Source organism: Agrobacterium sp. (assembly GCF_032092815.1).
GTDB lineage: Bacteria > Pseudomonadota > Alphaproteobacteria > Rhizobiales > Rhizobiaceae > Agrobacterium.
Genome location: NZ_DAMDBP010000002.1, coordinates 44,313 through 66,781, shown reverse-complemented (window position 1 = coordinate 66,781; position 22,469 = coordinate 44,313). Strand labels below are relative to the sequence as shown.

20 protein-coding genes and 2 riboswitches are annotated in these 22,469 nt (G+C 56.4%); of the genes, 11 read left to right on the top strand and 9 right to left on the bottom strand.

Going from position 1 to position 22,469, the window contains the following annotated elements:
* Positions 1-60: 60 nt before the first annotated feature.
* The 7 genes from RT613_RS01250 to leuC all read left to right on the top strand — a co-directional run bounded on the left by RT613_RS01250 (position 61) and on the right by leuC (position 8,049).
* A complete protein-coding gene (locus RT613_RS01250; RefSeq protein WP_313612327.1) occupies positions 61-1,467 on the top strand; it encodes a murein hydrolase activator EnvC in 1,407 nt (468 codons plus the stop codon).
* Positions 1,457-2,785, top strand: coding sequence for a S41 family peptidase (locus tag RT613_RS01245; RefSeq protein ID WP_313612325.1), 1,329 nt, complete (start codon positions 1,457-1,459; stop codon positions 2,783-2,785). The genes RT613_RS01250 and RT613_RS01245 overlap by 11 nt, the downstream gene beginning before the upstream one ends.
* A 66-nt stretch (positions 2,786-2,851) precedes the next feature.
* A complete protein-coding gene (locus RT613_RS01240; protein WP_313612323.1) occupies positions 2,852-4,048 on the top strand; it encodes a divergent polysaccharide deacetylase family protein in 1,197 nt (398 codons plus the stop codon).
* A gap of 47 nt (positions 4,049-4,095) precedes the next feature.
* Complete coding sequence (locus RT613_RS01235) at positions 4,096-4,605, top strand: RNA pyrophosphohydrolase (RefSeq protein ID WP_313612322.1); 510 nt, start codon at positions 4,096-4,098, stop codon at positions 4,603-4,605.
* A 110-nt stretch (positions 4,606-4,715) separates the two neighbouring features.
* Positions 4,716-5,513, top strand: coding sequence for a transporter substrate-binding domain-containing protein (locus RT613_RS01230; protein ID WP_313612321.1), 798 nt, complete (start codon positions 4,716-4,718; stop codon positions 5,511-5,513).
* A 49-nt stretch (positions 5,514-5,562) separates the two neighbouring features.
* On the top strand, positions 5,563-6,378 hold the full coding sequence (locus tag RT613_RS01225) for an amino acid ABC transporter permease (protein ID WP_313612320.1): 816 nt from the start codon (positions 5,563-5,565) through the stop codon (positions 6,376-6,378).
* Between the two features lie 261 nt (positions 6,379-6,639).
* On the top strand, positions 6,640-8,049 hold the full coding sequence (gene leuC, locus RT613_RS01220) for a 3-isopropylmalate dehydratase large subunit (RefSeq protein WP_313612319.1): 1,410 nt from the start codon (positions 6,640-6,642) through the stop codon (positions 8,047-8,049).
* Positions 8,050-8,172: 123 nt separating this feature from the next.
* Here leuC and RT613_RS01215 read toward each other — a convergent pair whose 3' ends face one another.
* The 7 genes from RT613_RS01215 to RT613_RS01185 form a co-directional block, all read right to left on the bottom strand.
* Entirely contained in the window at positions 8,173-9,699 is a 1,527-nt protein-coding gene (locus tag RT613_RS01215; protein WP_409558736.1) for a M48 family metalloprotease, read from the bottom strand.
* 278 nt (positions 9,700-9,977) lie between these two features.
* The gene (locus RT613_RS01210) at positions 9,978-10,697 is read right to left on the bottom strand and encodes an ATP-binding cassette domain-containing protein (RefSeq protein ID WP_313612317.1); all 720 of its coding nucleotides are present in this window, start codon (positions 10,695-10,697) and stop codon (positions 9,978-9,980) included.
* Entirely contained in the window at positions 10,697-12,331 is a 1,635-nt protein-coding gene (thiP, locus tag RT613_RS01205; protein WP_313612315.1) for a thiamine/thiamine pyrophosphate ABC transporter permease ThiP, read from the bottom strand. The genes RT613_RS01210 and thiP overlap by 1 nt, the downstream gene beginning before the upstream one ends.
* 34 nt (positions 12,332-12,365) lie before the next feature.
* Positions 12,366-13,346, bottom strand: a complete 981-nt coding sequence (thiB, locus tag RT613_RS01200) for a thiamine ABC transporter substrate binding subunit (protein WP_313612524.1) — start codon at positions 13,344-13,346, stop codon at positions 12,366-12,368.
* Positions 13,347-13,428: 82 nt separating this feature from the next.
* Positions 13,429-13,539, bottom strand: a riboswitch (TPP riboswitch).
* Between the two features lie 77 nt (positions 13,540-13,616).
* Complete coding sequence (locus tag RT613_RS01195) at positions 13,617-14,009, bottom strand: VOC family protein (protein WP_313612314.1); 393 nt, start codon at positions 14,007-14,009, stop codon at positions 13,617-13,619.
* Positions 14,010-14,105: 96 nt separating this feature from the next.
* Positions 14,106-15,932 carry an ABC-F family ATP-binding cassette domain-containing protein gene (locus RT613_RS01190; protein WP_313612312.1) on the bottom strand — a complete coding sequence of 609 codons (1,827 nt, stop codon included), beginning with the start codon at positions 15,930-15,932 and terminating at the stop codon, positions 14,106-14,108.
* A 3-nt stretch (positions 15,933-15,935) separates the two neighbouring features.
* A complete protein-coding gene (locus tag RT613_RS01185; protein WP_313612310.1) occupies positions 15,936-16,589 on the bottom strand; it encodes a thiamine diphosphokinase in 654 nt (217 codons plus the stop codon).
* An 89-nt stretch (positions 16,590-16,678) separates the two neighbouring features.
* Positions 16,679-16,755: riboswitch (SAM riboswitch) on the top strand.
* Between the two features lie 98 nt (positions 16,756-16,853).
* On the opposite strand from RT613_RS01185, the gene metA reads away from it, so the two are divergent.
* Together metA and RT613_RS01175 are read left to right on the top strand one after the other, a co-directional pair.
* The gene (metA, locus tag RT613_RS01180; protein ID WP_313612309.1) at positions 16,854-17,771 is read left to right on the top strand and encodes a homoserine O-succinyltransferase; all 918 of its coding nucleotides are present in this window, start codon (positions 16,854-16,856) and stop codon (positions 17,769-17,771) included.
* Between the two features lie 74 nt (positions 17,772-17,845).
* Positions 17,846-18,868 carry an aldose epimerase family protein gene (locus RT613_RS01175; RefSeq protein WP_313612307.1) on the top strand — a complete coding sequence of 341 codons (1,023 nt, stop codon included), beginning with the start codon at positions 17,846-17,848 and terminating at the stop codon, positions 18,866-18,868.
* Positions 18,869-18,872: 4 nt separating this feature from the next.
* Here RT613_RS01175 and mtgA read toward each other — a convergent pair whose 3' ends face one another.
* A complete protein-coding gene (gene mtgA, locus RT613_RS01170; RefSeq protein ID WP_409558735.1) occupies positions 18,873-19,628 on the bottom strand; it encodes a monofunctional biosynthetic peptidoglycan transglycosylase in 756 nt (251 codons plus the stop codon).
* 128 nt (positions 19,629-19,756) lie between these two features.
* On the opposite strand from mtgA, the gene RT613_RS01165 reads away from it, so the two are divergent.
* Both RT613_RS01165 and hisC read left to right on the top strand, forming a co-directional pair.
* A complete protein-coding gene (locus tag RT613_RS01165; RefSeq protein WP_313612305.1) occupies positions 19,757-20,671 on the top strand; it encodes a farnesyl diphosphate synthase in 915 nt (304 codons plus the stop codon).
* A 1-nt stretch (position 20,672) separates the two neighbouring features.
* A complete protein-coding gene (hisC, locus tag RT613_RS01160) occupies positions 20,673-21,737 on the top strand; it encodes a histidinol-phosphate transaminase (RefSeq protein WP_313612303.1) in 1,065 nt (354 codons plus the stop codon).
* A gap of 55 nt (positions 21,738-21,792) precedes the next feature.
* Here the strand turns inward: hisC and RT613_RS01155 are convergent, their stop codons facing one another.
* A complete protein-coding gene (locus RT613_RS01155) occupies positions 21,793-22,461 on the bottom strand; it encodes an OmpA family protein (protein WP_192490513.1) in 669 nt (222 codons plus the stop codon).
* Positions 22,462-22,469 lie beyond the last annotated feature (8 nt).

Genomic DNA, 22,469 nt, shown 5'->3' with positions numbered 1-22,469 from the left:
GGCTGGCGATCCCGAAGCAGAGTATGTTGATCGCTTGATTTTGATTTTCCAGAAAGCGGCATGAACCGGAAACGCGGCCACACCACACGCATCATCTCTGCGGGAGCAGCCCTGGCTGTCTCTCTGTGCATGGCCATACCTGCCGTTTTTGCGCAGGAACCAACGGCTGCCCCCTTTCCGCCTGAAAACATGCAGCCGGCGAAGCCGGATGAGCTGACCGATCTCGAAACACGACGTGACCGCAATCGTGAAGATTTGCAGGAACTGGTCGACAGTATTGGCCTGTCTGAAGACAAGGCCCGGCAGTTGGAACAAAGCATCGCTGCGCTCAATCAGGACAGCAGCCGTATCCGTCAGGAACTGATTGATTCTGCCTCTCGCAGAAAAGACCTCGAAGGCAAGATCGCTGATGGTGAAGACCGGCTTGCCAAGCTTGGTCAGCAGGAAGATGGCGTGAAAGCCTCGCTCAGGGAACGCCGTGGCGTTCTGGCAGAGGTTCTGGCGGCCTTGCAACGCATGGGGCGCAATCCACCGCCTGCCCTGCTTGTTTCACCGGAAGATGCTCTGGCATCCGTGCGCAGCGCCATTCTGCTTGGTGCGGTTGTGCCGGGTATCCGGCATGAGACGGACAAGTTGATTGCTGATCTCAAGACGCTGACTGATGTGCGCACTGCCATTGCCAGCGAGCGTATTGATCTGACGGCGATGATGACGGCACGGCTTGAGGAAGAAAAACGCCTCGACCTGCTTCTGGCGGAAAATGATCGTCAGGGCACCCGTACCGCCGCAGATCTGGAAGCAGAACGCAAACGTTCTGAAGAGCTTGCCTCCAAGGCAACCAGCCTCGAAAGCCTTGTTGCGTCTCTGGAAAACGAAATATTTTCTGTTCGTGAAGCGCAGGAAAAGATGCGTGCCGAAGAAGAGCGTGTGCGCCGACTTTCCGAAGATGAGCGCGAGCGCGAAAGGGCAAATGCCGATGCTGGCATGCCCGATAAAAACCGTATTGCGCCCGCATATCCCTTCGCAAGTCTGAAGGCCAAACTGGATATGCCGGTAACGGGTGACGTGCTGAGAAAGTTCGGCGATGCCGATGGAACCGGCCATAACTCTCGCGGTGTTGTGATCGCAACCGGTCCCGGCGCACTGGTAACAGCCCCCGCAGACGGGTATGTTGTTTTCGCTGGAGAATTCCGCAGCTATGGCCGAATGATTATTCTCAACGCAGGTGACGGCTATCATCTCGTGCTCACGGGCATGGACACGATCAGAACCCGGCAGGGGATGTTCGTGTTTTCGGGTGAGCCAATTGCTTCCATGGGAGCAAAAAGAGTGGCGAGTGCAGCAGCATTGGCGCTGGAAACTGACAGGCCAACGCTTTACATAGAATTCAGAAAAGACGGTGTACCGGTTGATTCCCAACCCTGGTGGGCCGCGAAAAATACCGGAAGGGCGCACAATGATTCGTAAGGTTTCGCTTCTGCTTGTCGGTGGTCTCATGGGTGCCACGGCGATGAGCGTCATTTATTCTGCGAGCATCCCGGCGCAGGCTGCCGGACCGTCTACCTACAAGGAATTGTCGATTTTTGGTGACGTATTCGAACGGGTACGCGCACAATATGTAACGCCACCGGATGACAAGAAGCTGGTCGAAAACGCCATTAACGGCATGCTCAGCTCGCTTGATCCGCATTCCAGCTTCCTCAATGCACAAGACGCCAGCGACATGCGTACCCAGACCAAGGGTGAGTTTGGCGGTCTCGGCATCGAAGTGACGATGGAGAACGAACTGGTCAAGGTCATCGCGCCAATTGATGACACACCTGCTTCCAAGGCCGGCATTCTGGCTGGCGACTTCATTTCCGAAATCGATGGTCAGCCGGTTCGTGGTCTCAAGCTTGAACAGGCCGTTGAAAAGATGCGCGGTGAGGTCAAGACACCAATCAAGCTGACGATTATTCGTCAGGGTGCGGACAAGCCGCTCGATATCACTGTCATGCGTGACATCATTGCCGTTCGGGCCGTCAAGTCGCGTGTTGAAGGTGATAATGTCGGTTATCTGCGCGTTATCTCCTTTACCGAAAAGACCTATGACGATCTCGAAGCTGCGATCAAGAAGATCAAGGCTGAGGTCCCGGCTGACAAGCTGAAGGGCTACGTGCTTGACCTTCGTCTGAACCCAGGCGGTCTTCTTGACCAAGCGATCAATGTGTCCGACGCCTTCCTTGAAAGAGGTGAAGTGGTTTCGACCCGTGGCCGTAATCCGGAAGAAACCCGTCGCTTCAACGCCACTGCTGGCGATCTGGCTGATGGCAAGCCGGTTATCGTGCTGGTCAATGGTGGTTCGGCATCCGCATCGGAAATCGTTGCCGGTGCGCTGCAGGATCTGCGTCGTGCCACGGTTGTCGGTACGCGTTCCTTCGGCAAGGGCTCGGTCCAGACGATCATTCCGCTGGGTGAGACCGGTGCGCTGCGTTTGACAACGGCGCTGTATTACACGCCGTCGGGCAAATCCATCCAGGGTACGGGCATCGAGCCTGATATCAAGGTTGACCAGCCGCTGCCGGAAGAACTTCAGGGTCGCGTTCGCTCGGAAGGCGAATCCAGCCTGCCAGGTCACATCCAGGGCCAGAGCGAGACAGAAGAAGGTTCGGGTTCTGCAGCCTATGTACCGCCGGAAGCCAAGGATGATATCCAGCTCAACTACGCGCTCGACCTGCTGCGTGGCGACAAGACGGATCCGTCTTTCCCGCCGAACCCTGAAAAAGCGGTTGTGACCAAGCAATAATAAGGGGCGCCGGGTTCCCGGCGCTTTCCCTACCCCTTCATGAAATAATACGGGATAGGCCGCGTTTTGGTATCTGAACTGCGCAAACCCTTGGGGCAAGATCGTAAGGAAAGCGCCGGCAAAAGCCGGCGTTTTTCTGTTGCTGCTCTTGCCGGAGGCGTTGCGGCATGTGTGGTGCTGGGACTGTCGATCTATACCGCAATTACCCCTGACAATCTGGAACGACCCGGCTCTACCGTTCAAGCACCGATCGACGTTGCTCGGGTTGAGACAGAAGCCCCTTCTCCGGCCGCAGCTGAAAAAGACAATGGCAGTCTTCCCGTCAGCAGCGGCCGCTCAGGTGCCAATGTGCGCCATCAGACGATGCAGGATGGCAATGTCGTTTCGGTATTTTCGCCACGACCGCGTGAGGGTGATGGGCCTGTGCTGATGAGTGGCCAGACCTATGGCCAAAATCCACGCATGGCGACCATGCCCAATGAGGAACTGCTCGAAGATTCCGCTTTCGGTAAATTGCCACAGACCGGTGCCGACGGATTGCGTCCGCTGGAGCAATATGCCCGGCCATGGTCTGGCGCACGGGGCACGCGTATTGCCATCGTGATCGGCGGGCTTGGGCTCAGCCAGACCGGCACCCAGAACGCCATCCGCACATTGCCGCCGGAAATTACTCTTGCCTTTGCCGCCAGCGGCAACAGCCTGCAGCGATGGATGCAGGAAGCGCGGCGCGAGGGCCACGAAATTTTGCTGCAGGTGCCGTTCGAACCCTTTGGTTATCCGAACAACAATCCCGGTCCCGATACCTTGCTGGTTGGCGATAGCCAGAAGGTCAATATGGAGCGTCTGCATCGCTCCATGGCCAAGATTACCAATTACACCGGTGTCATGAACTATCTCGGTGGCCGCTACATGTCGGATGCCAAGATGCTGGAGCCTATTCTACGCGACATCAATGACCGTGGTCTGCTGTTTCTGGATGACGGTTCTTCGGCGCAGTCACAGGCCGGCATGATTGCCAAGACCTTGGCCATGCCACATGCCTTTGGGGACATTCAGATCGATGAGCAGGTCAATCGCTCAGCGATCATGACACGGCTTGACGATCTTGAGCGTCTGGCCCGCCGCAACGGCTCTGCCATTGGTGTTGCCTCGGCATTCGATGAAAGCATCACTGCCGTGTCTGACTGGGTGTCGGAAGCGACATCGCGCGGCATTGAGATCGTGGCTGTTTCGGCGCTTGTTTCTGACAGGCCGGGACAGTAAAGATCGCTGCTGCGGCTACCGGGTGCCGCTTTCCATGGGGACTATTCATGACAGTCAAGGCTGAAGATTTGCCTTATCGCCCCTGCGCGGGGATTATGGTTTTGAACGCGCAAGGTCTGGTTTGGGCCGGGCGACGTATTCCTGAACTGAACTCCGAATATGATGGCTCCGGGCAACTGTGGCAAATGCCCCAGGGCGGTATCGATGACGGTGAAAAGCCGTTGAATGCTGCTATTCGCGAGCTTTACGAAGAAACCGGCATGCGCAATGTCACCCTGCTGGCCGAGGCGCGTGACTGGATCCATTACGATCTGCCGCCTCACCTGCTTGGCATTGGCCTCAAGGGCAAGTTCCGTGGCCAGGCACAACGCTGGTTTGCCTTTCGTTTTGACGGCGATGAAAGCGAGATTGCGATCAATCCGCCGCCAACCGGCAATCATCCGGAATTCGATGCGTGGGACTGGAAGCCGATGGAGAGCCTGCCTGAGCTGATCGTGCCGTTCAAACGCGGTGTCTATGAGCAGGTTGTTGCCGAGTTCAGGCACCTGGTTGCCTGAAACTGATTTAACCGGAACGTTTTAAAGCCAGTCAATTTCAAGCCAATTTGTTGCTTGTCTTTCTACTTTGAAATGTGACATTTTCACCGCTCCCGCCACAGGAGAAAGACATGTATTTCAGACGTACGCTGCTTGCCGGCATCATGGCCGCAACTCTTGCCCCCTTCACGGGTTTTGCTGCTGATCTGCCCGATCTGAAAGGACGTACGGTCGTGGTGGTGACGGAAAACGCTTACCCGCCATTGCAATTTGTCGACCCAAAATCAGGCAAGGCCATTGGCTGGGAATATGATGCGGTTGCCGAGCTCGCAAAACGTCTGAACTTCAAGGTCGAATACCAGAACATCTCCTGGGACGCGATGATCCAGGCGGTATCGGATGGTCAGTACGACATTGGCATGACCGGCATCAGCATCAAGGACGATCGCAAGGAGAAGGTTGATTTCTCCGATCCCTACATGCGCTCTGAAATGTTCATGCTGGTGCTGGCAGACGAAAACCGCTTCACCGATGCAAAGAGCTTTGCCGCCTTTGAAAAAGGCCTTGTTGGCGCGCAGGCCGGTACAACACCGTTTTACACGGCCGTTTATGATGTGCTCGATGGCAACGAACAGAACCCGCGCGTCAAGCTGCTCGAAACCTTTGGTGCCAGTGTTCAGGCACTCAAGACCGGTGACGTCGATCTGGTGTTAACGGATGGTGTGGCTGGCAATGGTTACGTTGCGGCATCCAACGGCACGCTGAAACTGATCGGCGAGCCATTGGGCGGCGATGACTTCGGTTTCATCTTCAAAAAGGGCTCGGACCTCGTTGCTCCGATCAATGCAGGCATTGACGCCCTCAAGGCCGATGGCACCATTGCTGCGCTCGATAAGAAGTGGTTCCTTGACTACAAGCTTGGCGAATGAGTGACGTCGCCTTTCCCGCAGTGGTCCTTCTTCTGCGGACCATAACAAGATGAGTGTGATCAAACGCAGCACCACGGAAAAGGACTTTCCGTGGTGGCTTGTTGTGCTTGTTTTGATCGGAATTGGACTGGCGATCACCATTGTCGCCAATGATCTCTACACGCAGGTGTTTTCCACCGTCGTCAAAGGCATTGGCATCACGGTCTTCGTGACACTTGCCGCCTTTTCCCTGGCCTTGCTGTTCGGCCTTGGCATCGCACTGCTTGGTCTGTCTGATCATGTGGTGTTGCGCCAGATCTCCCGGTTTTACATCGAGGTGATCCGCGGCATTCCGATCTTGGTTTTGCTGTTTTACATTGCCTTTGTCGGGGCGCCGGCGCTTGTCGCTCTCTACAATTGGATAATTACGCCGCTGGTCTCGGCAGGCTGGATTGAACCCGTCATGGTGCGCGATTTCTCGCTGGTCTGGCGGGCAATCATCGCACTGACCATCGGTTACGCCTCGTTTCTGGCGGAAATCTTCCGCGCGGGCATCCAGTCGGTTGATGAGGGGCAGATCGAGGCGGCGAAGGCTCTTGGTCTGAACCGCTTCCAGCGCTTCCGGCTGATCATTCTGCCTCAGGCCATCCGAACGGTGTTCCCGCCGCTCTCCAACGACTTTGTGTCGATGGTGAAGGACAGTTCTCTCGTCTCGGTGCTCGGGGTCACCGATATTACCCAGATGGCAAAGGTCTATGCGGCAGGATCATTCCGGTTTTTCGAGACCTATTCGATCGTTGCTTACGTCTATCTGATCCTGACGGTTGGTTTGTCGCTTATTCTGCGGCGCATAGAAAAGTCGATGCGCCGCACTCCTGCCGGTTAAGGCAGATGCTGAATTGCGCTGCTTCATTGATATTGAAGCGAGAGCCGCAATCTGCTAATGAAATTGCCATGGGATCGAAATTCGGATGTCTCGCGCAAAATATTTTCGTGCTGCAGGATCATAAGCGTCTGCCGGCACGTTTCTTCGCGCGTATATCCGGGGCGCTCAACAGCCGACTTACGCTCGCCTGATAGCCCTTCAAGGCTGTCAGCCTTTTTGCGAAGCCCATTTTCCCTTTTTCAATATCCAATGGATAGAGCCATGAGCGCACCCCGCACCCTTTATGATAAAATCTGGGATGATCACGTCGTTAATCGCGACCCGGATGGAACCTGTCTTCTCTACATCGACCGTCATCTTGTTCACGAGGTGACGTCGCCGCAGGCCTTTGAGGGACTGCGTATGGCTGGTCGTCCTGTGCATTCGCCAACCCGCACTCTGGCCGTGGTGGACCACAATGTTCCAACCACCGCCGACCGTCTTGAAGGTATCAAGAACGAGGAAAGCCGCATCCAGGTGGAAGCACTGGCGCAGAACGCCAAGGATTTTGGTGTCGAATATTATTCCGAGCGCGACAAACGTCAGGGCATCGTTCACATCGTTGGTCCGGAACAGGGTTTCACCCTGCCTGGCATGACCATCGTGTGCGGTGACAGCCATACATCGACGCATGGCGCGTTTGGCGCTCTGGCGCATGGTATCGGTACCTCGGAAGTGGAACACGTTCTGGCGACCCAGACGCTGATCCAGAAAAAGGCCAAGAACATGCTGGTGCGTGTTGATGGCAAGGTTCCGAAAGGCGTGACCGCCAAGGACATCATTCTGGCGATTATCGGTGAAATCGGCACGGCCGGTGGTACCGGTCACGTTATCGAATTTGCCGGTGAAGCCATTCAGGCGCTGTCGATGGAAGGTCGCATGACCGTCTGCAACATGACGATCGAGGGCGGTGCCCGCGCCGGTCTGATTGCTCCGGATGAAACGACCTTCGAGTATATCAAGGGCAAGCCGCGTGCGCCGGAAGGTGAAACGCTCGAGCAGGCTATCTCCTACTGGAAAACCCTGAAGTCGGACGAAGGCGCACATTACGACAAGATTGTCGTGCTGGATGGTGCAAACCTGCCGCCAATCGTTTCCTGGGGCTCCTCGCCTGAAGATGTTGTGTCGGTTCAGGGCATCGTTCCGAATCCCGATGACATTGCCGATGAAAACAAGCGCAATTCCAAGTGGCGCGCTCTGGAATATATGGGCCTGCAGCCAGGCACCAAAATGACCGATGTTGCCATTGACCGGGTGTTTATCGGTTCCTGCACCAACGGCCGTATCGAGGATTTGCGGGCGGCTGCCGCGATGATTGGTGGCCGCAAGGTTGCGCCAACCGTTTCGGCGATGATCGTGCCGGGCTCTGGCCTTGTGAAGGAGCAGGCGGAAGCCGAAGGTCTCGACAAGATCTTCCTCGATGCCGGATTTGAGTGGCGCGAACCAGGCTGTTCCATGTGCCTTGCCATGAATGACGACCGTTTGAAGCCGGGTGAACGTTGTGCATCGACCTCGAACCGCAACTTCGAGGGCCGTCAGGGCTACAAGAGCCGTACCCATCTGGTGTCGCCTGCCATGGCTGCGGCTGCAGCAATTGCCGGTCACTTCGTGGATGTGCGCGACTGGAACTGAGGTCGGACGTTTCAAACCGCGCCCATTTAGACGGGCGCGGATTTTGAGAGAGGCATCTGACAAAACAAAGCCCTCGGGAACTGACGTTTCCGAGGGCTTTTTGATGTGTGAAAATGGGTCTGATTATTCTGCGATGATCTTGACCCGCTGGCCGGGCTGTAGGGCAGCACCTGCGCCAAGCGCGTTGATCATCTTGAACAGATCAAGTTTGCGGTCGGTGCCCATCATGCGGGCTGCCATGGTCGCCATGGTTTCACCCGGCTTTACCGTCACCACGCGCACACGCAGTGGCTTCAGCGACGCGATCTCATCGCTTGTCATCTGGCGGAAGCTGGTACGCAGCACATTTGCCACGGTGTCAAGCTGCGGGTTGCCCTTTGGCACGGCCGTCAGGAAGCGGAAAATCTGCTGACCCTGACGGATCACCGTCACGTCAAAGTCCCACTTCTCGGCCGTTGCACGGGCTGTGGCGGCTTCCAGACCATTGACCTGCGTCTTGCGCACGGTGTTGGGCAAAAGTCCCGCCACCCAACCGCTGGTCAGGTAGTTGCCAAGATCTGTCTGTTTGGCATCTGCCACGCCATCGAAGCGGATGGCCATTTCGCCCGGTCCGGTTGCCAACACGGCTTCGACCTTGTTATCGATCTGGAAACCTTCCGGAACATCGAACCGAATGCCGAGGCTGCCATGCAAGAAGGTCTGGCCACGCACATAACCTTCTTGCGGACTGTCACCATACAGCAGGCCATCAATGCCGTTCAGGTACCAGTCGCGTCCACGGTCGCCAACGCTGCCCTCCTGCCCGAAGGCACGGGCATGGCGGCGCGCCAGTTCAACGCGCTGTGGCGCGTTCGGGTGGCTGGACAGGAAGTCGAGGCTCTGGTCGCTATCCGGCTCAACAGATGTGTAGCGGGCGTAAGCGGCCATGGAATCGAGGAAGCGCGCCGCGGCGTAGGGATCATAACCCGCCTCGCCCAGCATGCGCACACCAATCACGTCGGCCTGCAACTCCTGCTGGCGGGAGAACGCCGCCAGTCGCAGCTTGCCGCGCGCCAGTGCCTGTTTTCCAGCCAGATCGCTGGACAGCACTTCCGCCACGACACGGCTTGCAATCACTTCCGCTTCTTCGCGACGCTGCCGCTCGATGCCGTGATTGGCGGTCACGTGAGCCATTTCATGCGATAACACGGCGGCCACTTCCGAGGCATCATTGGCCAACGCCAACAGTCCGCGGGTGACGTAGAGATAACCGCCGGGCAGCGCAAAGGCGTTGATCGCCGGGGAATTGAGAATGGTGATGCGGTAGGATTGTTGCGGGTTTTCCGAAACAGCGGTCAGCGCACCGGTGATCCGGGCGACCAGCCTTTCGGTCTTTTCATCGCGATATTCACCGCCGTAACTTGCAACAATACGGGGATGTTCACGGGCACCCATCTGAGCACGCGGGTCGTTTTTCTGAACTTCTTCAACCGTTTGCGGGTTGTCAGATGGACGCACGCTTGCCTGGTAGGACTGGCTGAACAGCGACTGGCAGGCGCTCAGCGTCATGCCTGTTATCGTCAGGATCGCAACAGAGCGCGCAAGTTTGCCATAACGCCGCGCGCGCGGAGCTGATGTCCTTGCCTGCCTTGCTATCATGGAAATCGTCATCTTATTGGTCAGTTCCTGTGCCCCTGATATTACGCACTGCTAGTTTATTGTGCGAATACTGTCCATCAATGGACACAAATTGTTGCGTTATGCCGAGTGCTATTATCGATGACGAATCTTTTCAATATTCTTGAATATCCTGCATGGCTCATCAGGCAATCAAAGTAAATTAGCAAAAAGACGATCAAATACACTCAATCCCCTGTTGAAGCCGTCCTAAAGCCGATTGCCATTTGCGCAAGTCGAAATTGTGGCGAAGAACCGTGCTTCTGTCACGGCTACCCCCGCAGGAACCTGCGGATTTGAGGAATGTTCCCGTTTTCGGCAAAAATTTCCGGAGACCCTTCAAACAGGATATTGCCCTTGTCCAGAAACACCACATGTTTCGCCAGAAGCTGAACTTCCTCAGGCTGGTGGGTGACCAGAAGCACCGTGTTGTCGTTTTCGCGCTGCAGGCTGGACAAGAGTTCTGCCATGCCGGCGCGCAAACCCGGGTCGAGAGCGGCAAAGGGTTCATCCAGCAATAGCACAGAGCGGTGACGCACCAGTGCCCGTGCCATGGCAACACGCTGGCGTTCACCCCCCGAGAGGGTGATGGGAGAGCGTGCTTCAAACCCGGCAAGCCCAACCCGTTCCAGCGCACCGGATACGGATTGTCGCTGGTCTTTTGACAGTTTCAGCGACGGGTCTATGCCAAGCGCAATATTGGTGAACACATCGAGATGTGAAAAAAGATTGTTGTCCTGGAAGATCACCGAAACCGGCCTGTCTGCCGGTGCCAGTTCCGTGACGTCCTGGTCATGGATCAGGATGCGTCCGCTATTCGGTGTGTCGAACCCGGCAATCAGGTTCAACAGCGTGGACTTGCCGGAGCCTGACGGGCCAGTGACGGCGGTAATGATGCCTTGTGGCAGCCGAAGATCGAAAGCGAAATCCTGCTTTCCCAACCGCAGCGTCACCTTGTCGAAACGGACGCCTGAGAGGGCGGTGTTGTTCATCAGTGTTGCTCCCGGCGTTTTTGTGAGGTGCCTGCGCTTCCCCCAGCGCCTGCCATTGCCAATATCAGGCAGATCGTCCCGAGGATCAGCGCGTAACCTTCGGCGTCATTGGTACGATAGCTGCCCATATTGCTGTAGACCAGCCAGGGCAGGGTGATGAAATCCTGTGAGCCGAACAGGGCGATTGCGCCGAGATCGCCCAGCGACAGCGCCATGGCAAAACTGAAGGCAGTTGCCAGCGGTCTGCGCAACACCGGCCAATGAATGTATCGCAGCCTCGCAAAGCCATGCATGCCAAGGCTTGCAGATAACTTCGCCGTGCGTGCCTCATGTGTCTGGAAGGCCGGTTCAAGCACCCGCATGACAAAGGGCAGGGCCATCAGCATGTTGATGCAGGCGACGAGCAACGGTGCGAAAGCCGATATATCGCCAAATGGGCGCAGCAGCAAAAACCAGCCGCTACCCAGCACCACCGGTGGCACCAGCAAAACGAGGGAGGCACAGCCAGACATGGCAGATGCCAGTAGGCGCAGTGGTCGGTTTGCCTTGCGGTCGGAGGCAATGGTGGAACGTGCTCTGATCAGCGCCACGGCAACGGTCACCGCAATGCTTGCCGAGACAAGTGCGATTGACATGCTGGTTGCTGCTGCACGCCAAAACACCTCTGCCGCCAGAAGACGGGTCAAATTGGCGCTCGAGCCCGACAGAGCAACACTTGCCAGTGGCGCGACCAGAAATACGACGGCTGCCGATAGGAAGACGATATCGAGGCTGCGGGACACTATGGTTTTGCCATCGTAACGATGCACGGTGCGACCAAGCGTCAAACCCTCTTCATCGGGTTTGGGAAGCCAGCTCAATAAAAGCAGCAACAGGCCCGTCATGGCAATCTGCAGCGCAGACAGGGCAATGGCGCGTGGCGGATCGAAATCGAAACGCAGCGACTGGTAAATGGCCACCTCAAGTGTTGTAGCCGCCGGTCCGCCGCCCAACATCAGTACAAGTGTGAAGCTGGTTGCGCAAAGCATGAAGATCAGCCCGGCAATGCCGGGAATGAGTTTGACCAGAGCTGGCCATTCGATGAAACGGAAGATCGACAGCGACGGCATGCCGAGACTGGCAGCGATACGCCAGTATTCACCGGGAATGCGTTCCAGCCCGGCCAGCAACAGGCGCGTGGCCAGCGGCAGGTTAAAGAACACATGCGCCAGCAAAATGCCGGACAGGCCGTAAATGCTGAAAGGGTGTTCCACGCCAAACGACGTCAGAGCCGTGTTGAGGAATCCCTGTCTGCCCCAGATGGCAATGAGGCCGAGTGCACCGACAATAACCGGCAATCCCATGGGAACCGCCATCAGGCGTATAATCCAAATGCGGCCGGGAAAACGGGGCTGTCTTGCCAGTGCCAATGCCACAGGCAGGGCAAAGAGGATCGAAAGCCCGGTCGACAATGTTGCCTGATAGAGGGTGAACCGCAAAATGCGCCAGGTATAGGTGCCGAACAGCTCATCGCTGGCGGCACCGGTATCAAAGGAAAGCAGGGCCAGTGTGCCAAGGGCAATAAAGGCCAGAACGGCGGCAAACGCCACCGTTCCGATACCTATCGATCGCCGTTTCTCAGCCTTTGAAATCATGGCGCTGGCCTGGAATTTCCGCTCTGAAAACCTGTTAGTTGATGCTCATGGCGGCCAGCCATTCATCGATCCAAGCCTTGCGGTTCTTGGCGACTTCTTCTGGTGACATCAGGAAGGTCTTGGCGGGAACAACCAGCCTGGAAAACGCTTCCGGCAGCGGTGCGCTTGTCGCAGCAACCGGCATCATCCAGTTGTTTTCCGGTATGGCGTCCTGAAAACCAGTGGTCAGCATGAAGGAGAGGAACGACTTGGCCAAATCCTTCTCCGGCGCATTCTTCAACAGGCCGGCCACTTCAATCTGGATGTAATGACCTTCCGAGAAGCTGGCTGCCTGGTAGCGATCACTGTTTTCGGCAACCATGTGGTAGGCAGGTGAGGTGGTGTAGGACAGCACCATTGGCACTTCACCCTTCGTGAACAGGCCGTAGGCCTCCGACCAGCCTGGGGTTACCGTCAGAATGCGGTTTTTCAGTTTTGCCCAGGCTTCCGGGGCCTGATCGCCATAAACGGACTTGACCCACAACAGCAGGCCGAGGCCAGGCGTCGAGGTACGTGGGTCCTGAATGACGATCTTTTGTGACGGATCACCGTCAACCAGATCCTTCAGGCTCTGCGGCGGGTTCTTGATGGTCTGGGTGTCGTAGATAATGGCGAAATGGCTGTAGTCATAAGGCACGAAAACATCGTCCTTGTAGTCACCCGGCACCGTGGCAGCCGATGTGTCGATGCCGCTTGGCTCAAACAGGCCGGTCGCCTTGGCTTCTGCCACCAGGTTGGTGTCGAGGCCAAGCACGACGTCTGCCTTGGATGTCTCGCCTTCCATCTTGAGGCGCGTCAAAAGCGCAACGCCATCGGCAACGCCCACAAAATTGACGGTGCACTGGCAATTCTTCTCAAAGGCCTCCTTGACCTTGGGGCCTGGGCCCCACTCGGAAACCAAGCTCTCATAGGTATAGACGGTCAGTGTCTTGTCGGCGGCAAAAGCAGCACCGGGCAGGGCGATGGCTGCCAGCATCAGGGCTTTGGCGATCAGAGACTTGTTCAAAATTTCGCGCATCCGCGCCTCCTCTTTCATGTGTTGAATGGGAATAGGGCGCTGGTATGAGCCGTCTAATCCCTCCGCCGGTGTTAACCGGATCAGGTTCTTCGGGTTGGCTAAAAGCCTCTCAGCCCTGTCCGAAAAGGACAAAGCACCCCGTTAGAGCAAGGCAAGGTGTAATCCCGCCGTCACAAATTGGCAAGATGGCCAATGCAGGCGTTGTTGCGGTTTGTATGCAGGTGTTGATCAGGATTGACCGGTCATATGCACCAGTTCCCAGACATGGCCGTCCGGATCCTGAAAACTGCCCGCATACATGAAACCGTGGTCCTGAACCGGTTTCCATTCACGACCGCCCGAGGAAAGGGCTGTCGCAATCATCTTGTCGATGTCTTCGCGGCTGTCTGCCGTCAGGCAGGTCAGCACTTCGGTGGTGCGGGTGGCGTCGGCAATATCGCCATTGATGAAATCGCGGAAACGTTCTTCCTGGAGCAACATCACGAATATGTTCTTCTCCACGATCATGCACAGCGTCTTTTCATCCGAATATTCGGGATTGAAGCTGAAACCGAGGGCGGTGAAAAATGCCTTGGTGGTCTCGATGTTGCGAACCGGCAGGTTGACGAAAATCATGCGCATTTGCTGAACTCCTCCATCTTTGCCAAGAAAAACGTAAATTTGCTTTCCTGTCAAAGAAGTGAGGAGATCAGAAGTTCCGGCAAGGCGGAAGGAATTTTACCCTTCCAGTTCCTCGCGCAACATTTCCAGCTCCAGCCACTCTTCTTCCATGGCCACCAGCTTGTTGCGCAACTTTTCCATCTCATCGGCCAATTTGCCAAATGAGGTCGGATCCTTGGTAAAGAGGTTGGGATCAGCCATCTTCTCTTCGCGCTTGGCGATTTCGGCTTGAGCCTTTTCCATTTCCTTGGGCAGGTTCTCCAGCGCAAATTTCTGCTTGAAGGACAGTTTGCCCTTGGCTTTGGGGGCGTCGTCAGAGGCGGCAGAAGCGGAGGTGTTTTTGGCCTTCTCCTGCTTTTCCACCCGACGCTTTTCGTCAGCGGCACCCTTGCGCTGCGCCATCATGTCGGAATAACCGCCAGCATATTCGATCCAGCGGCCATCCGGCGCATCGGGATTGGCCGGGGCAATGGTCGAGGTGACCGTCCTGTCAAGGAAGTCACGGTCGTGGCTGACGAGAATTACGGTGCCGGAAAAACCGGCAACCACTTCCTGCAACAGATCCAGTGTTTCGAGGTCGAGGTCGTTGGTCGGTTCGTCGAGGATCAAAAGGTTGGTCGGGCGGGCAAGGATACGCGCCAGCATCAGGCGAGCACGTTCGCCGCCCGACAGATTGCGAATGGGTGTACGGGCCTGTTCCGGCTGGAACAGGAAATCCTTCATGTAGCCGGTTACATGTTTGACCTCACCATTGACCAGCAGGTTTTCACCGCGTCCGTCGGTCAGGTAATGGGCCAGCGTGTCATCCGGGTTCAGCTCTTCACGCTTCTGGTCCAGCGTTGCGATGTCCAGATTGGTGCCAAGCTTGACGGTGCCGCTGTCAGGCTTGAGTTGTCCGGTCAGCATTTTCAAAAGTGTGGTTTTGCCTGCACCGTTTGGCCCAACCAGACCGATGCAATCGCCACGGTGCACGCGCAGTGAGAAGGGCGATACGATGGTGCGATCGCCATAGGCCTTGGTAATGCTGTCGGCCTCGATCACCAGTTTGCCGGATTCACGAGCATCAACGGCGGTGGTCTGCACGGAACCCTGCGGACCCTTATGGCCGCGATATTGCGCACGCATGGCCTGAAGTTCGCCGACGCGGCGCATGTTGCGCTTGCGGCGGGCGGTCACGCCGTAGCGCATCCAGTGTTCTTCGCGCTCAATTGCCTTGCCGAGCTTGTGCTGTTCAAGTTCTTCTTCTTCCAGCACCTTGTCGCGCCATTCCTCGAAATGGGCAAAACCGCGGCTGAGACGACGCGAGGTACCGCGATCGAGCCAGACCGTGGCATTGGAGACTTTTTCAAGGAACCGACGGTCGTGCGAGATCAGCACTAGTGCACTGCGGCTTTTCTGCAGTTCGCCTTCCAGCCACTCGATGGTTGGCAGGTCAAGGTGGTTGGTCGGCTCGTCCAGCATCAGAATGTCTGGTTCCGGCGCCATCACCCGTGCCAGAGCCGCGCGGCGGGCTTCCCCACCAGACAGGCTTTTCGGGTCTTCCTGACCCGTCAGGCCAAGGTGGTTGAGAATATAGGTCACCCGGTAAGGGTCATCACCCGGTCCAAGCCCTTCTTCGGCATAGGCCTGTACGGTGTCGTAACCGCTGAAATCAGGTGCCTGCTCAAGATAACGGATGGTCGAGGAGGGGTGTCTGAACACCTCGCCCGATTGGGCCTCGACCAGGCCGGCTGCAATTTTCATCAGCGTGGATTTGCCGGAACCGTTACGGCCCACAAGGCAGATGCGGTCGCCCGGTTCCACCTGCAGGTTTGCACCATTCAGCAGAGGTGTGACACCGAAGGTCAGCTTGATATCGTCGAGTTTGAGAATGGGAGGCGCCAAGGCTCAGGCTCCAGTCATGTCATAGGGGCGGGCAAGGATGATGGCTCTACCGCTTTTCAGGGAGAAGCGCACCGGGCCTTCCGCAACGTTGGAAATGGTACGGGATGTGCCGAAGGTCAGCGAAAAATCTTTCAGCGGATAACGGGCGTTTTCGATATCCAGACCGTCAAGATCACTGAAACCGAGAACGGAAAACAGCGAACCAGCTGGCAGATCGAGTTTTTTGCTGCCACCGGAAACCAAGGGATAGGCCTCTTCTTCACCCGATAGCAGGGTGACGTCGTAATCTTTTTCCTTGAGGCTGATGGCATTCAGCATGTGCTGAAAGGCGTGGTCGGTTCGGTCGCCACCCAATGCACCAATCAGCACCAGGTTTTGGGCGCCACGCTCAATCGCCTGCGAGACAGCGATCTCGCCATCTGTTGCTGCCTTGCTGGCCGGAAAGGTGTGGCGTTCCACATCTTGCCATTCAGCGAGAAGGGCGGTGTCGGTGGAATCGAAATCTCCCACCCACAGCTCAGGAACGAGAGACAGGGGCTTTGCATGACGCATGCCATTGTCTGCTGCAATGACGCGTGTTCCGCTTGCGGCTTCGCGCACGCGCTCGGTCACCGACAGGGTGCCGCCCAGCAGAATTGTAAAGCCTGTTTTCTCCATGCCCCGCCAATAGCCCAAATGTTCGCGCAAGGGAACGGTCGAGGCCAGCAAATACGCCTATATTGATTTTCGGCACATGCGGGATTATGTAGATGCCCAGTGGTGATTTGCCGACCGGCTTGCAGCCACTTTAAAGAAGTCGCTAAAGGGTCGAGGAAACGTGGATTTTCCAAGAACCGGTTGCGATTTCGTGCCGGTTTTTTTGTTTTGTGCGGTTGTCTTGGGACATGTCCCGAGTTGCCCACCGGATGAGAGTGTTCCAATATGCCCATCAAGATACCCGATACACTGCCTGCCTTCGAAACCCTCATCAATGAGGGTGTGCGAGTGATGACCGAAACGGCGGCTGTCCGTCAGGATATCCGTCCGTTGCAGATCGGGCTTCTGAACCTCATGCCGAACAAGATCAAAACAGAAGTGCAGATGGCGCGCCTGGTCGGCGCATCACCGTTGCAGGTGGAGTTTTCTCTGGTGCGTATTGGCGGGCACCGCGCCAAGAACACCTCGGAAGAACATCTTTTGTCGTTTTACGAAACCTGGGAAGAGGTCAAACATCGCAAGTTTGACGGTTTCATCATCACCGGCGCGCCGGTTGAAACCATACCTTACGAAGATGTGACCTATTGGGACGAGATGCAGAAGATCTTCGAATGGACGCAGACCAATGTTCATTCGACCCTGAATGTCTGCTGGGGTGCCATGGCGGCCATCTACCATTTCCATGGTGTGCCGAAACATCCGCTGAAAGAAAAGGCGTTCGGTGTTTACCGTCACCGCAATCTGTGCCCAGCTTCGATTTACCTGAATGGCTTTTCCGATGATTTTCAGGTCCCTGTATCACGCTGGACGGAAGTGCGTCGTGAAGACATTGAAAAACACCCTGAGCTTGATATCCTGATGGAATCCGACGAGATGGGTGTGTGCCTGGTGCATGAAAAGAAGGGCAACCGTCTCTACATGTTCAACCATGTGGAATATGATTCCACCTCGCTTTCCGATGAATATTTCCGGGACGTGAATGCCGGCATTCCAATCAAGGTACCGCATAATTATTTCCCGCATAACGACCCAGAAATCACGCCACAAAACCGCTGGCGCAGCCATGCGCATCTGTTCTTTGGCAACTGGATCAATGAGATCTATCAGACGACCTATTACGATCTGAACGAAATCGGAAAGTGAAATTTGCCGATTGCGAAGTGACGGGAAATGACGCAACGTCTGGCCCGTCATTCTTGCAAACGGAGATGAATACAATGACCGATGGTGCCGCACGGGAAAACTTCGGCGTAACGCCGACTGGCGAAAAAGTGGAGCGCGTCACCATTTCGGCAGGCGGGCTCACGGCCAATATCATCACCTGGGGCGCCGTCATTCAGGACTTGCGCCTTGAGGGGCATCAGGCTCCTCTGGTCCTCGGCTTCGACAAGTTTGAGGACTATCCAAAATATTCTTCCTATTTTGGCGCAACGCCGGGCCGCAATTCGAACCGCATCGACAACGGACGGTTTTCGATCGATGGCAAAGAGTACCAGCTCGAACTGAACGAAAAAGGCATCACCCACATCCATGGTGGCAGCGACGGGATCGGTAAAAGCAACTGGCTGATCATGGAACATGGTCCAAGCCACGTGGTTTTGCAGATCATTGATGCGGATGGCCGCGCGGGATATCCCGGCAATTGCACGATCACCGTGACCTACACCATTCGTGAGGGCGGTGTGCTGTCGGTTCTTTATGAAACCAGCACCGACCAGCCGACCATCGCCAATATCTGCCAGCACTCCTATTTCAATCTGGATGGTGCAGAGACCGCACTCGGTCATGAAATCATGATTGCCGCCAATCACTATCTTCCAACCGATGAACGGCAGATCCCGACTGGTGAAATTCGCGCCGTTGAGGGGACTGCCTTTGATCTGCGCTCATCGACATCGATGAAGCGTGAGGAAGATGGCGCACAGGTTCTGTATGATCATAATTTCTGCCTGTCGCCGGAGCGCCGCGAAAAGCGGAAGGTGGCACGGGTCTTTGCGCCTGCCTCAGGTGTGGCGCTTGAGGTGCATACAACAGAGCCAGGCGTGCAGTTCTATTCAGGCTTCAAGCTCAACACGCCGGTTCCAGGTCTGGACGGACGTCATTACGGTGCCTTTGCAGGCTTCTGCCTAGAAACACAGATCTGGCCGGATGCCGTCAATCATGCGGATTTCCCCAATGGCGTCTTGCGCCCGGGCGAGGTTCTGCGTCAGGAAACCGATTATATCTTCACGCGCGGTTAAGCGATCAATCGAGAACGCATCCGACGTAACCGCCGGATGCACGGGCGCGGCGCTCGTTGAGCGTCGCAAGCCGCTGTGTGCCGCGTCCCGGTTTGGAAGCGACACGCTCAATCGGGTTCGGCAGGCTGACGGCCAGCAGTGAAGCCTGCCGGGAACTCAACTTCGATGCCGATGTCTTGAAATGATGACGGGCTGCGGCCTCGATGCCGTAGATGCCCGGTCCCCACTCGGCCACGTTCAGATAGATTTCCATCATCCGTTTTTTTGACCACACGAAGTCGGCGGTCATGGCCAGCGGAATTTCCAGAATTTTACGAACGAAGAAACGACCGTTCCACAGGAACAGGTTTTTGGCGGTTTGCATGGGAATGGTGCTGGCGCCACGGGTGGTATCACCCTGCAGTGTGCCTTCAATCACGCTGCGCATCTGGTTCCAGTCAACGCCGCCATGGAAACAGAACTGTCCATCCTCCGACATCATGACGGACCGGACGACATTGGGTGAAATGTCGTCAATCGATACCCATTGCCGGTCATAGCCTTGAAAGGTCACCAGATCGGCCAGCATCAGGGTGGAGACGGGGCGCATGAAGGGCAGCGCGTAGACCAGAATGAGAAAATAGGGCAGGGCCAGGAAGATGATGACAGCAAGAACCAGCCGCTGCCAGAGACTGCGCTCTTTCAGCATGGGAGTATCCTGCGCATCCTCATCCTGCGACAGCGTAACATCCTCATTCTGGTTTTCAGGTGCGATTGCCAATCTCTCAAACCTGCGCCTTCTTGTTCGCCGAACCGTTTCACATTGTCCGAGCGCTATCAAGCCTAGCAGATACCGCAAAAAGCCTGATTTTCATTGCCTGTGTTCACTTCTCATGGCAAAGAGCGGCCATGAAGCCAGAGACAACCTTATTCGAACACGCATTGCGTGAAAACGCGCAGCAGGTGGAAAATCTGCTGGATGGCGTTCTTTCCCCAACCCATCGCAGTGATGAAATCACCAGGCCGGACAATCTTCTGGCTGCGATGCGTCATGGTGTGTTGAATGGCGGCAAACGGTTGCGACCGTTTCTGGTGATCGAGAGCAGCAAGATGCTGGGTGGCGATGCTGTCGCGGCGCTGCGTGTCGGTTCGGCGCTGGAATGCCTGCATTGTTATTCGCTGGTTCATGACGACCTTCCGGCTATGGATGACGATGATTTGCGTCGTGGTCAGCCAACCGTGCATCGCAAGTTTGATGAGGCAACCGCCATTCTGGCTGGCGACAGCCTGTTGACGATGGCGTTCGATATTATCGCCGATCCGGACACACCGCTTCCCGATGCCTCGAAGACTGCCTTGGTGCTGGCGCTGGCGAGAGCCGCCGGTATTGGTGGCATGGCCGGTGGGCAGGCATTTGATCTGGCAGCCGAAAAGCAGGCACCGGACGAGCAGGGTATCATCACCTTGCAGGCCATGAAAACCGGCGCACTGCTGCGTTTTGCCTGTGAAGCCGGTGCGATTATTGCCGGCGCCGATGCCGAGACCCGTTTGCGGCTCAGAACCTTCGGTGAGCGTGTTGGACTTGCGTTCCAGCTGGCGGATGACCTTCTTGACCTGACGGCCGATGCGGCGACCATGGGCAAGGCAACCGGCAAGGATGCGGCACGCGGCAAAGGTACGCTGGTTGCCCTGCGTGGTCAGCCATGGGCGGAGCAACGGCTTAGCGAGCTGGTGGCGGAAGCGTCGGAGCTTCTGGAGCCTTACGGTGAGCGTGCTGGTGTGCTGGTTGCCGCAGCGCGATTTATTGCAGAAAGAAAGAGTTGAGATGAGCAAATTCTGGTCCCCTATCGTTGCATCGCTTCATCCGTATGTGGCGGGGGAGCAGCCAGCCATCGCCAATCTCGTCAAACTCAACACCAATGAAAACCCGTGGGGTCCTTCTCCACGTGTTGTGGAAGCCATCAAGGATGCTGCGACGGATGATTTGCGGCTCTATCCTGATCCTTCCGCCAAAAAGCTGAGAGAGACGATTGCCGCCTATCACGGTGTGTCGCCGGATGAGGTTTTTGTCGGCAACGGCTCGGATGAGGTTCTGGCCTTCATCTTTGCCGGCCTTCTGAAACATGAAAAGCCGCTGCTTTATCCAGATATCACCTACAGCTTTTATCCGACCTACAGCCGGTTTTTCGACGTTAAAACCATAACCGTGCCGCTGGACGACAATTTCCAGATTCGTCTGGAGGATTACGAAGGTGAATGTGGCGCGATCATTCTGCCAAACCCCAATGCGCCAACCGGCATCGGATTGTCGCTTGCCGATATCAAGAAACTGGTCAGCTCTCACGCCGATCAGGTGGTGGCGATTGATGAAGCCTATATTGATTTTGGCGGCGAAACCGCCATTCCGCTTGTCCGCGACCATGACAATCTGATTGTCATCAGGACCTTTTCCAAGTCTCGTTCGCTGGCGGGGATGCGGGTCGGTTATGCAATCGCCCAGCGCCCGCTCATCGACGCATTGGAACGCTTGAAAGACAGTTTCAACTCCTATCCGCTCGACCGGTTGGCACAGGTCGCGGCTGTTGCCTCGATCGAGGATGACGTCTGGTTCATGGACCATCGCCAGAAGCTGATCGACAATCGTCAGAGGCTGGAACAGGCACTGCGCGAACGTGGTTTTGATATTTTGCCATCGCAGGCCAATTTCATCTTTGCCCGCAAACCTGGCTGGACCGGCAAGGATTTGTCCCTGGCATTGCGTGAGCGCGCCATTCTGGTGCGCCACTTCGACAAACCGCGTATTTCGGATTTCCTGCGCGTTTCCATTGGCACGGAAGAACAGTGCCAGGCGCTGATCACAGCGCTGGATCAGGTCTTTGTATCTGCCTGACATAAAAAACGCCGCATGAAGCGGCGTTTTTCAATTGGTGTCCGTTCTAAATCTATCAGCTCTGTGTGAGCGGAGAAATCAGCACTTCGACGCGGCGGTTCTGCGCGCGGCCATCTGGTGTTGCGTTGGAGGCAACTGGCTGCGACGGACCGTAACCGAGTGTGGAAATACGACGCTGGTCGACGCCACGGGCGCCAATGTAGTTGGCAACGGAGGCAGCACGACGCTCGGACAGACCCTGGTTGTGGGCAAGGCTGCCGGTCGAGTCGGTGTGACCGTTGATATCGATCAGTGTGCGGTTGAACTTGTTCAGCACGATGGCGACCGAGTTCAACGTGTCGTAGAATGGCGGGATCACCTGATCCTGGTCGGTCGCGAAGGTGATGTTGGATGGCATGTTGAGAACAATGCTGTCGCCACGGCGGGTCACCGAAACGCCGGTTCCCTGAAGCTGCTGACGCAGTTCGGCTTCCTGATTGTCCATGTAGTTGCCAACCATGCCGCCAGCCAGCGCGCCGATACCGGCACCCAGCAGGATGGCATTACGGCCGGATTTGCCCGAGCCACCGCCCACAGCCAAACCGCCGAGCGCGCCTGCAACAGCACCAATGCCGGCACCGCCTGCCATGTTGGACATCTTCTGTTCGCCAGTATAGGGGTCCGTCGTGGTGCAGGCTGAAAGGAATGTTGCGGCAAGCGCGAGGATTGCAAACTTTTTGATCATCGAATCAT

Excerpts from the sequence above, each read along its gene's own strand:
- RT613_RS01230 (WP_313612321.1), top strand. The coding sequence starts at position 4,716 with ATGTATTTCAGACGTACGCTGCTTGCCGGCATCATGGCCGCAACTCTT.
- leuC (WP_313612319.1), top strand. The coding sequence starts at position 6,640 with ATGAGCGCACCCCGCACCCTTTATGATAAAATCTGGGATGATCACGTC.
- hisC (WP_313612303.1), top strand. The coding sequence starts at position 20,673 with ATGAGCAAATTCTGGTCCCCTATCGTTGCATCGCTTCATCCGTATGTG.
- thiP (WP_313612315.1), bottom strand. The coding sequence starts at position 12,331 with ATGATTTCAAAGGCTGAGAAACGGCGATCGATAGGTATCGGAACGGTG.
- RT613_RS01235 (WP_313612322.1), top strand. The coding sequence starts at position 4,096 with ATGACAGTCAAGGCTGAAGATTTGCCTTATCGCCCCTGCGCGGGGATT.
- RT613_RS01245 (WP_313612325.1), top strand. The coding sequence starts at position 1,457 with ATGATTCGTAAGGTTTCGCTTCTGCTTGTCGGTGGTCTCATGGGTGCC.
- RT613_RS01155 (WP_192490513.1), bottom strand. The coding sequence starts at position 22,461 with ATGATCAAAAAGTTTGCAATCCTCGCGCTTGCCGCAACATTCCTTTCA.
- RT613_RS01225 (WP_313612320.1), top strand. The coding sequence starts at position 5,563 with ATGAGTGTGATCAAACGCAGCACCACGGAAAAGGACTTTCCGTGGTGG.
- RT613_RS01250 (WP_313612327.1), top strand. The coding sequence starts at position 61 with ATGAACCGGAAACGCGGCCACACCACACGCATCATCTCTGCGGGAGCA.
- RT613_RS01185 (WP_313612310.1), bottom strand. The coding sequence starts at position 16,589 with ATGGAGAAAACAGGCTTTACAATTCTGCTGGGCGGCACCCTGTCGGTG.
- metA (WP_313612309.1), top strand. The coding sequence starts at position 16,854 with ATGCCCATCAAGATACCCGATACACTGCCTGCCTTCGAAACCCTCATC.
- RT613_RS01165 (WP_313612305.1), top strand. The coding sequence starts at position 19,757 with ATGAAGCCAGAGACAACCTTATTCGAACACGCATTGCGTGAAAACGCG.
- RT613_RS01215 (WP_409558736.1), bottom strand. The coding sequence starts at position 9,699 with ATGACGATTTCCATGATAGCAAGGCAGGCAAGGACATCAGCTCCGCGC.
- thiB (WP_313612524.1), bottom strand. The coding sequence starts at position 13,346 with ATGCTGGCAGCCATCGCCCTGCCCGGTGCTGCTTTTGCCGCCGACAAG.
- RT613_RS01195 (WP_313612314.1), bottom strand. The coding sequence starts at position 14,009 with ATGCGCATGATTTTCGTCAACCTGCCGGTTCGCAACATCGAGACCACC.
- RT613_RS01175 (WP_313612307.1), top strand. The coding sequence starts at position 17,846 with ATGACCGATGGTGCCGCACGGGAAAACTTCGGCGTAACGCCGACTGGC.
- RT613_RS01210 (WP_313612317.1), bottom strand. The coding sequence starts at position 10,697 with ATGAACAACACCGCCCTCTCAGGCGTCCGTTTCGACAAGGTGACGCTG.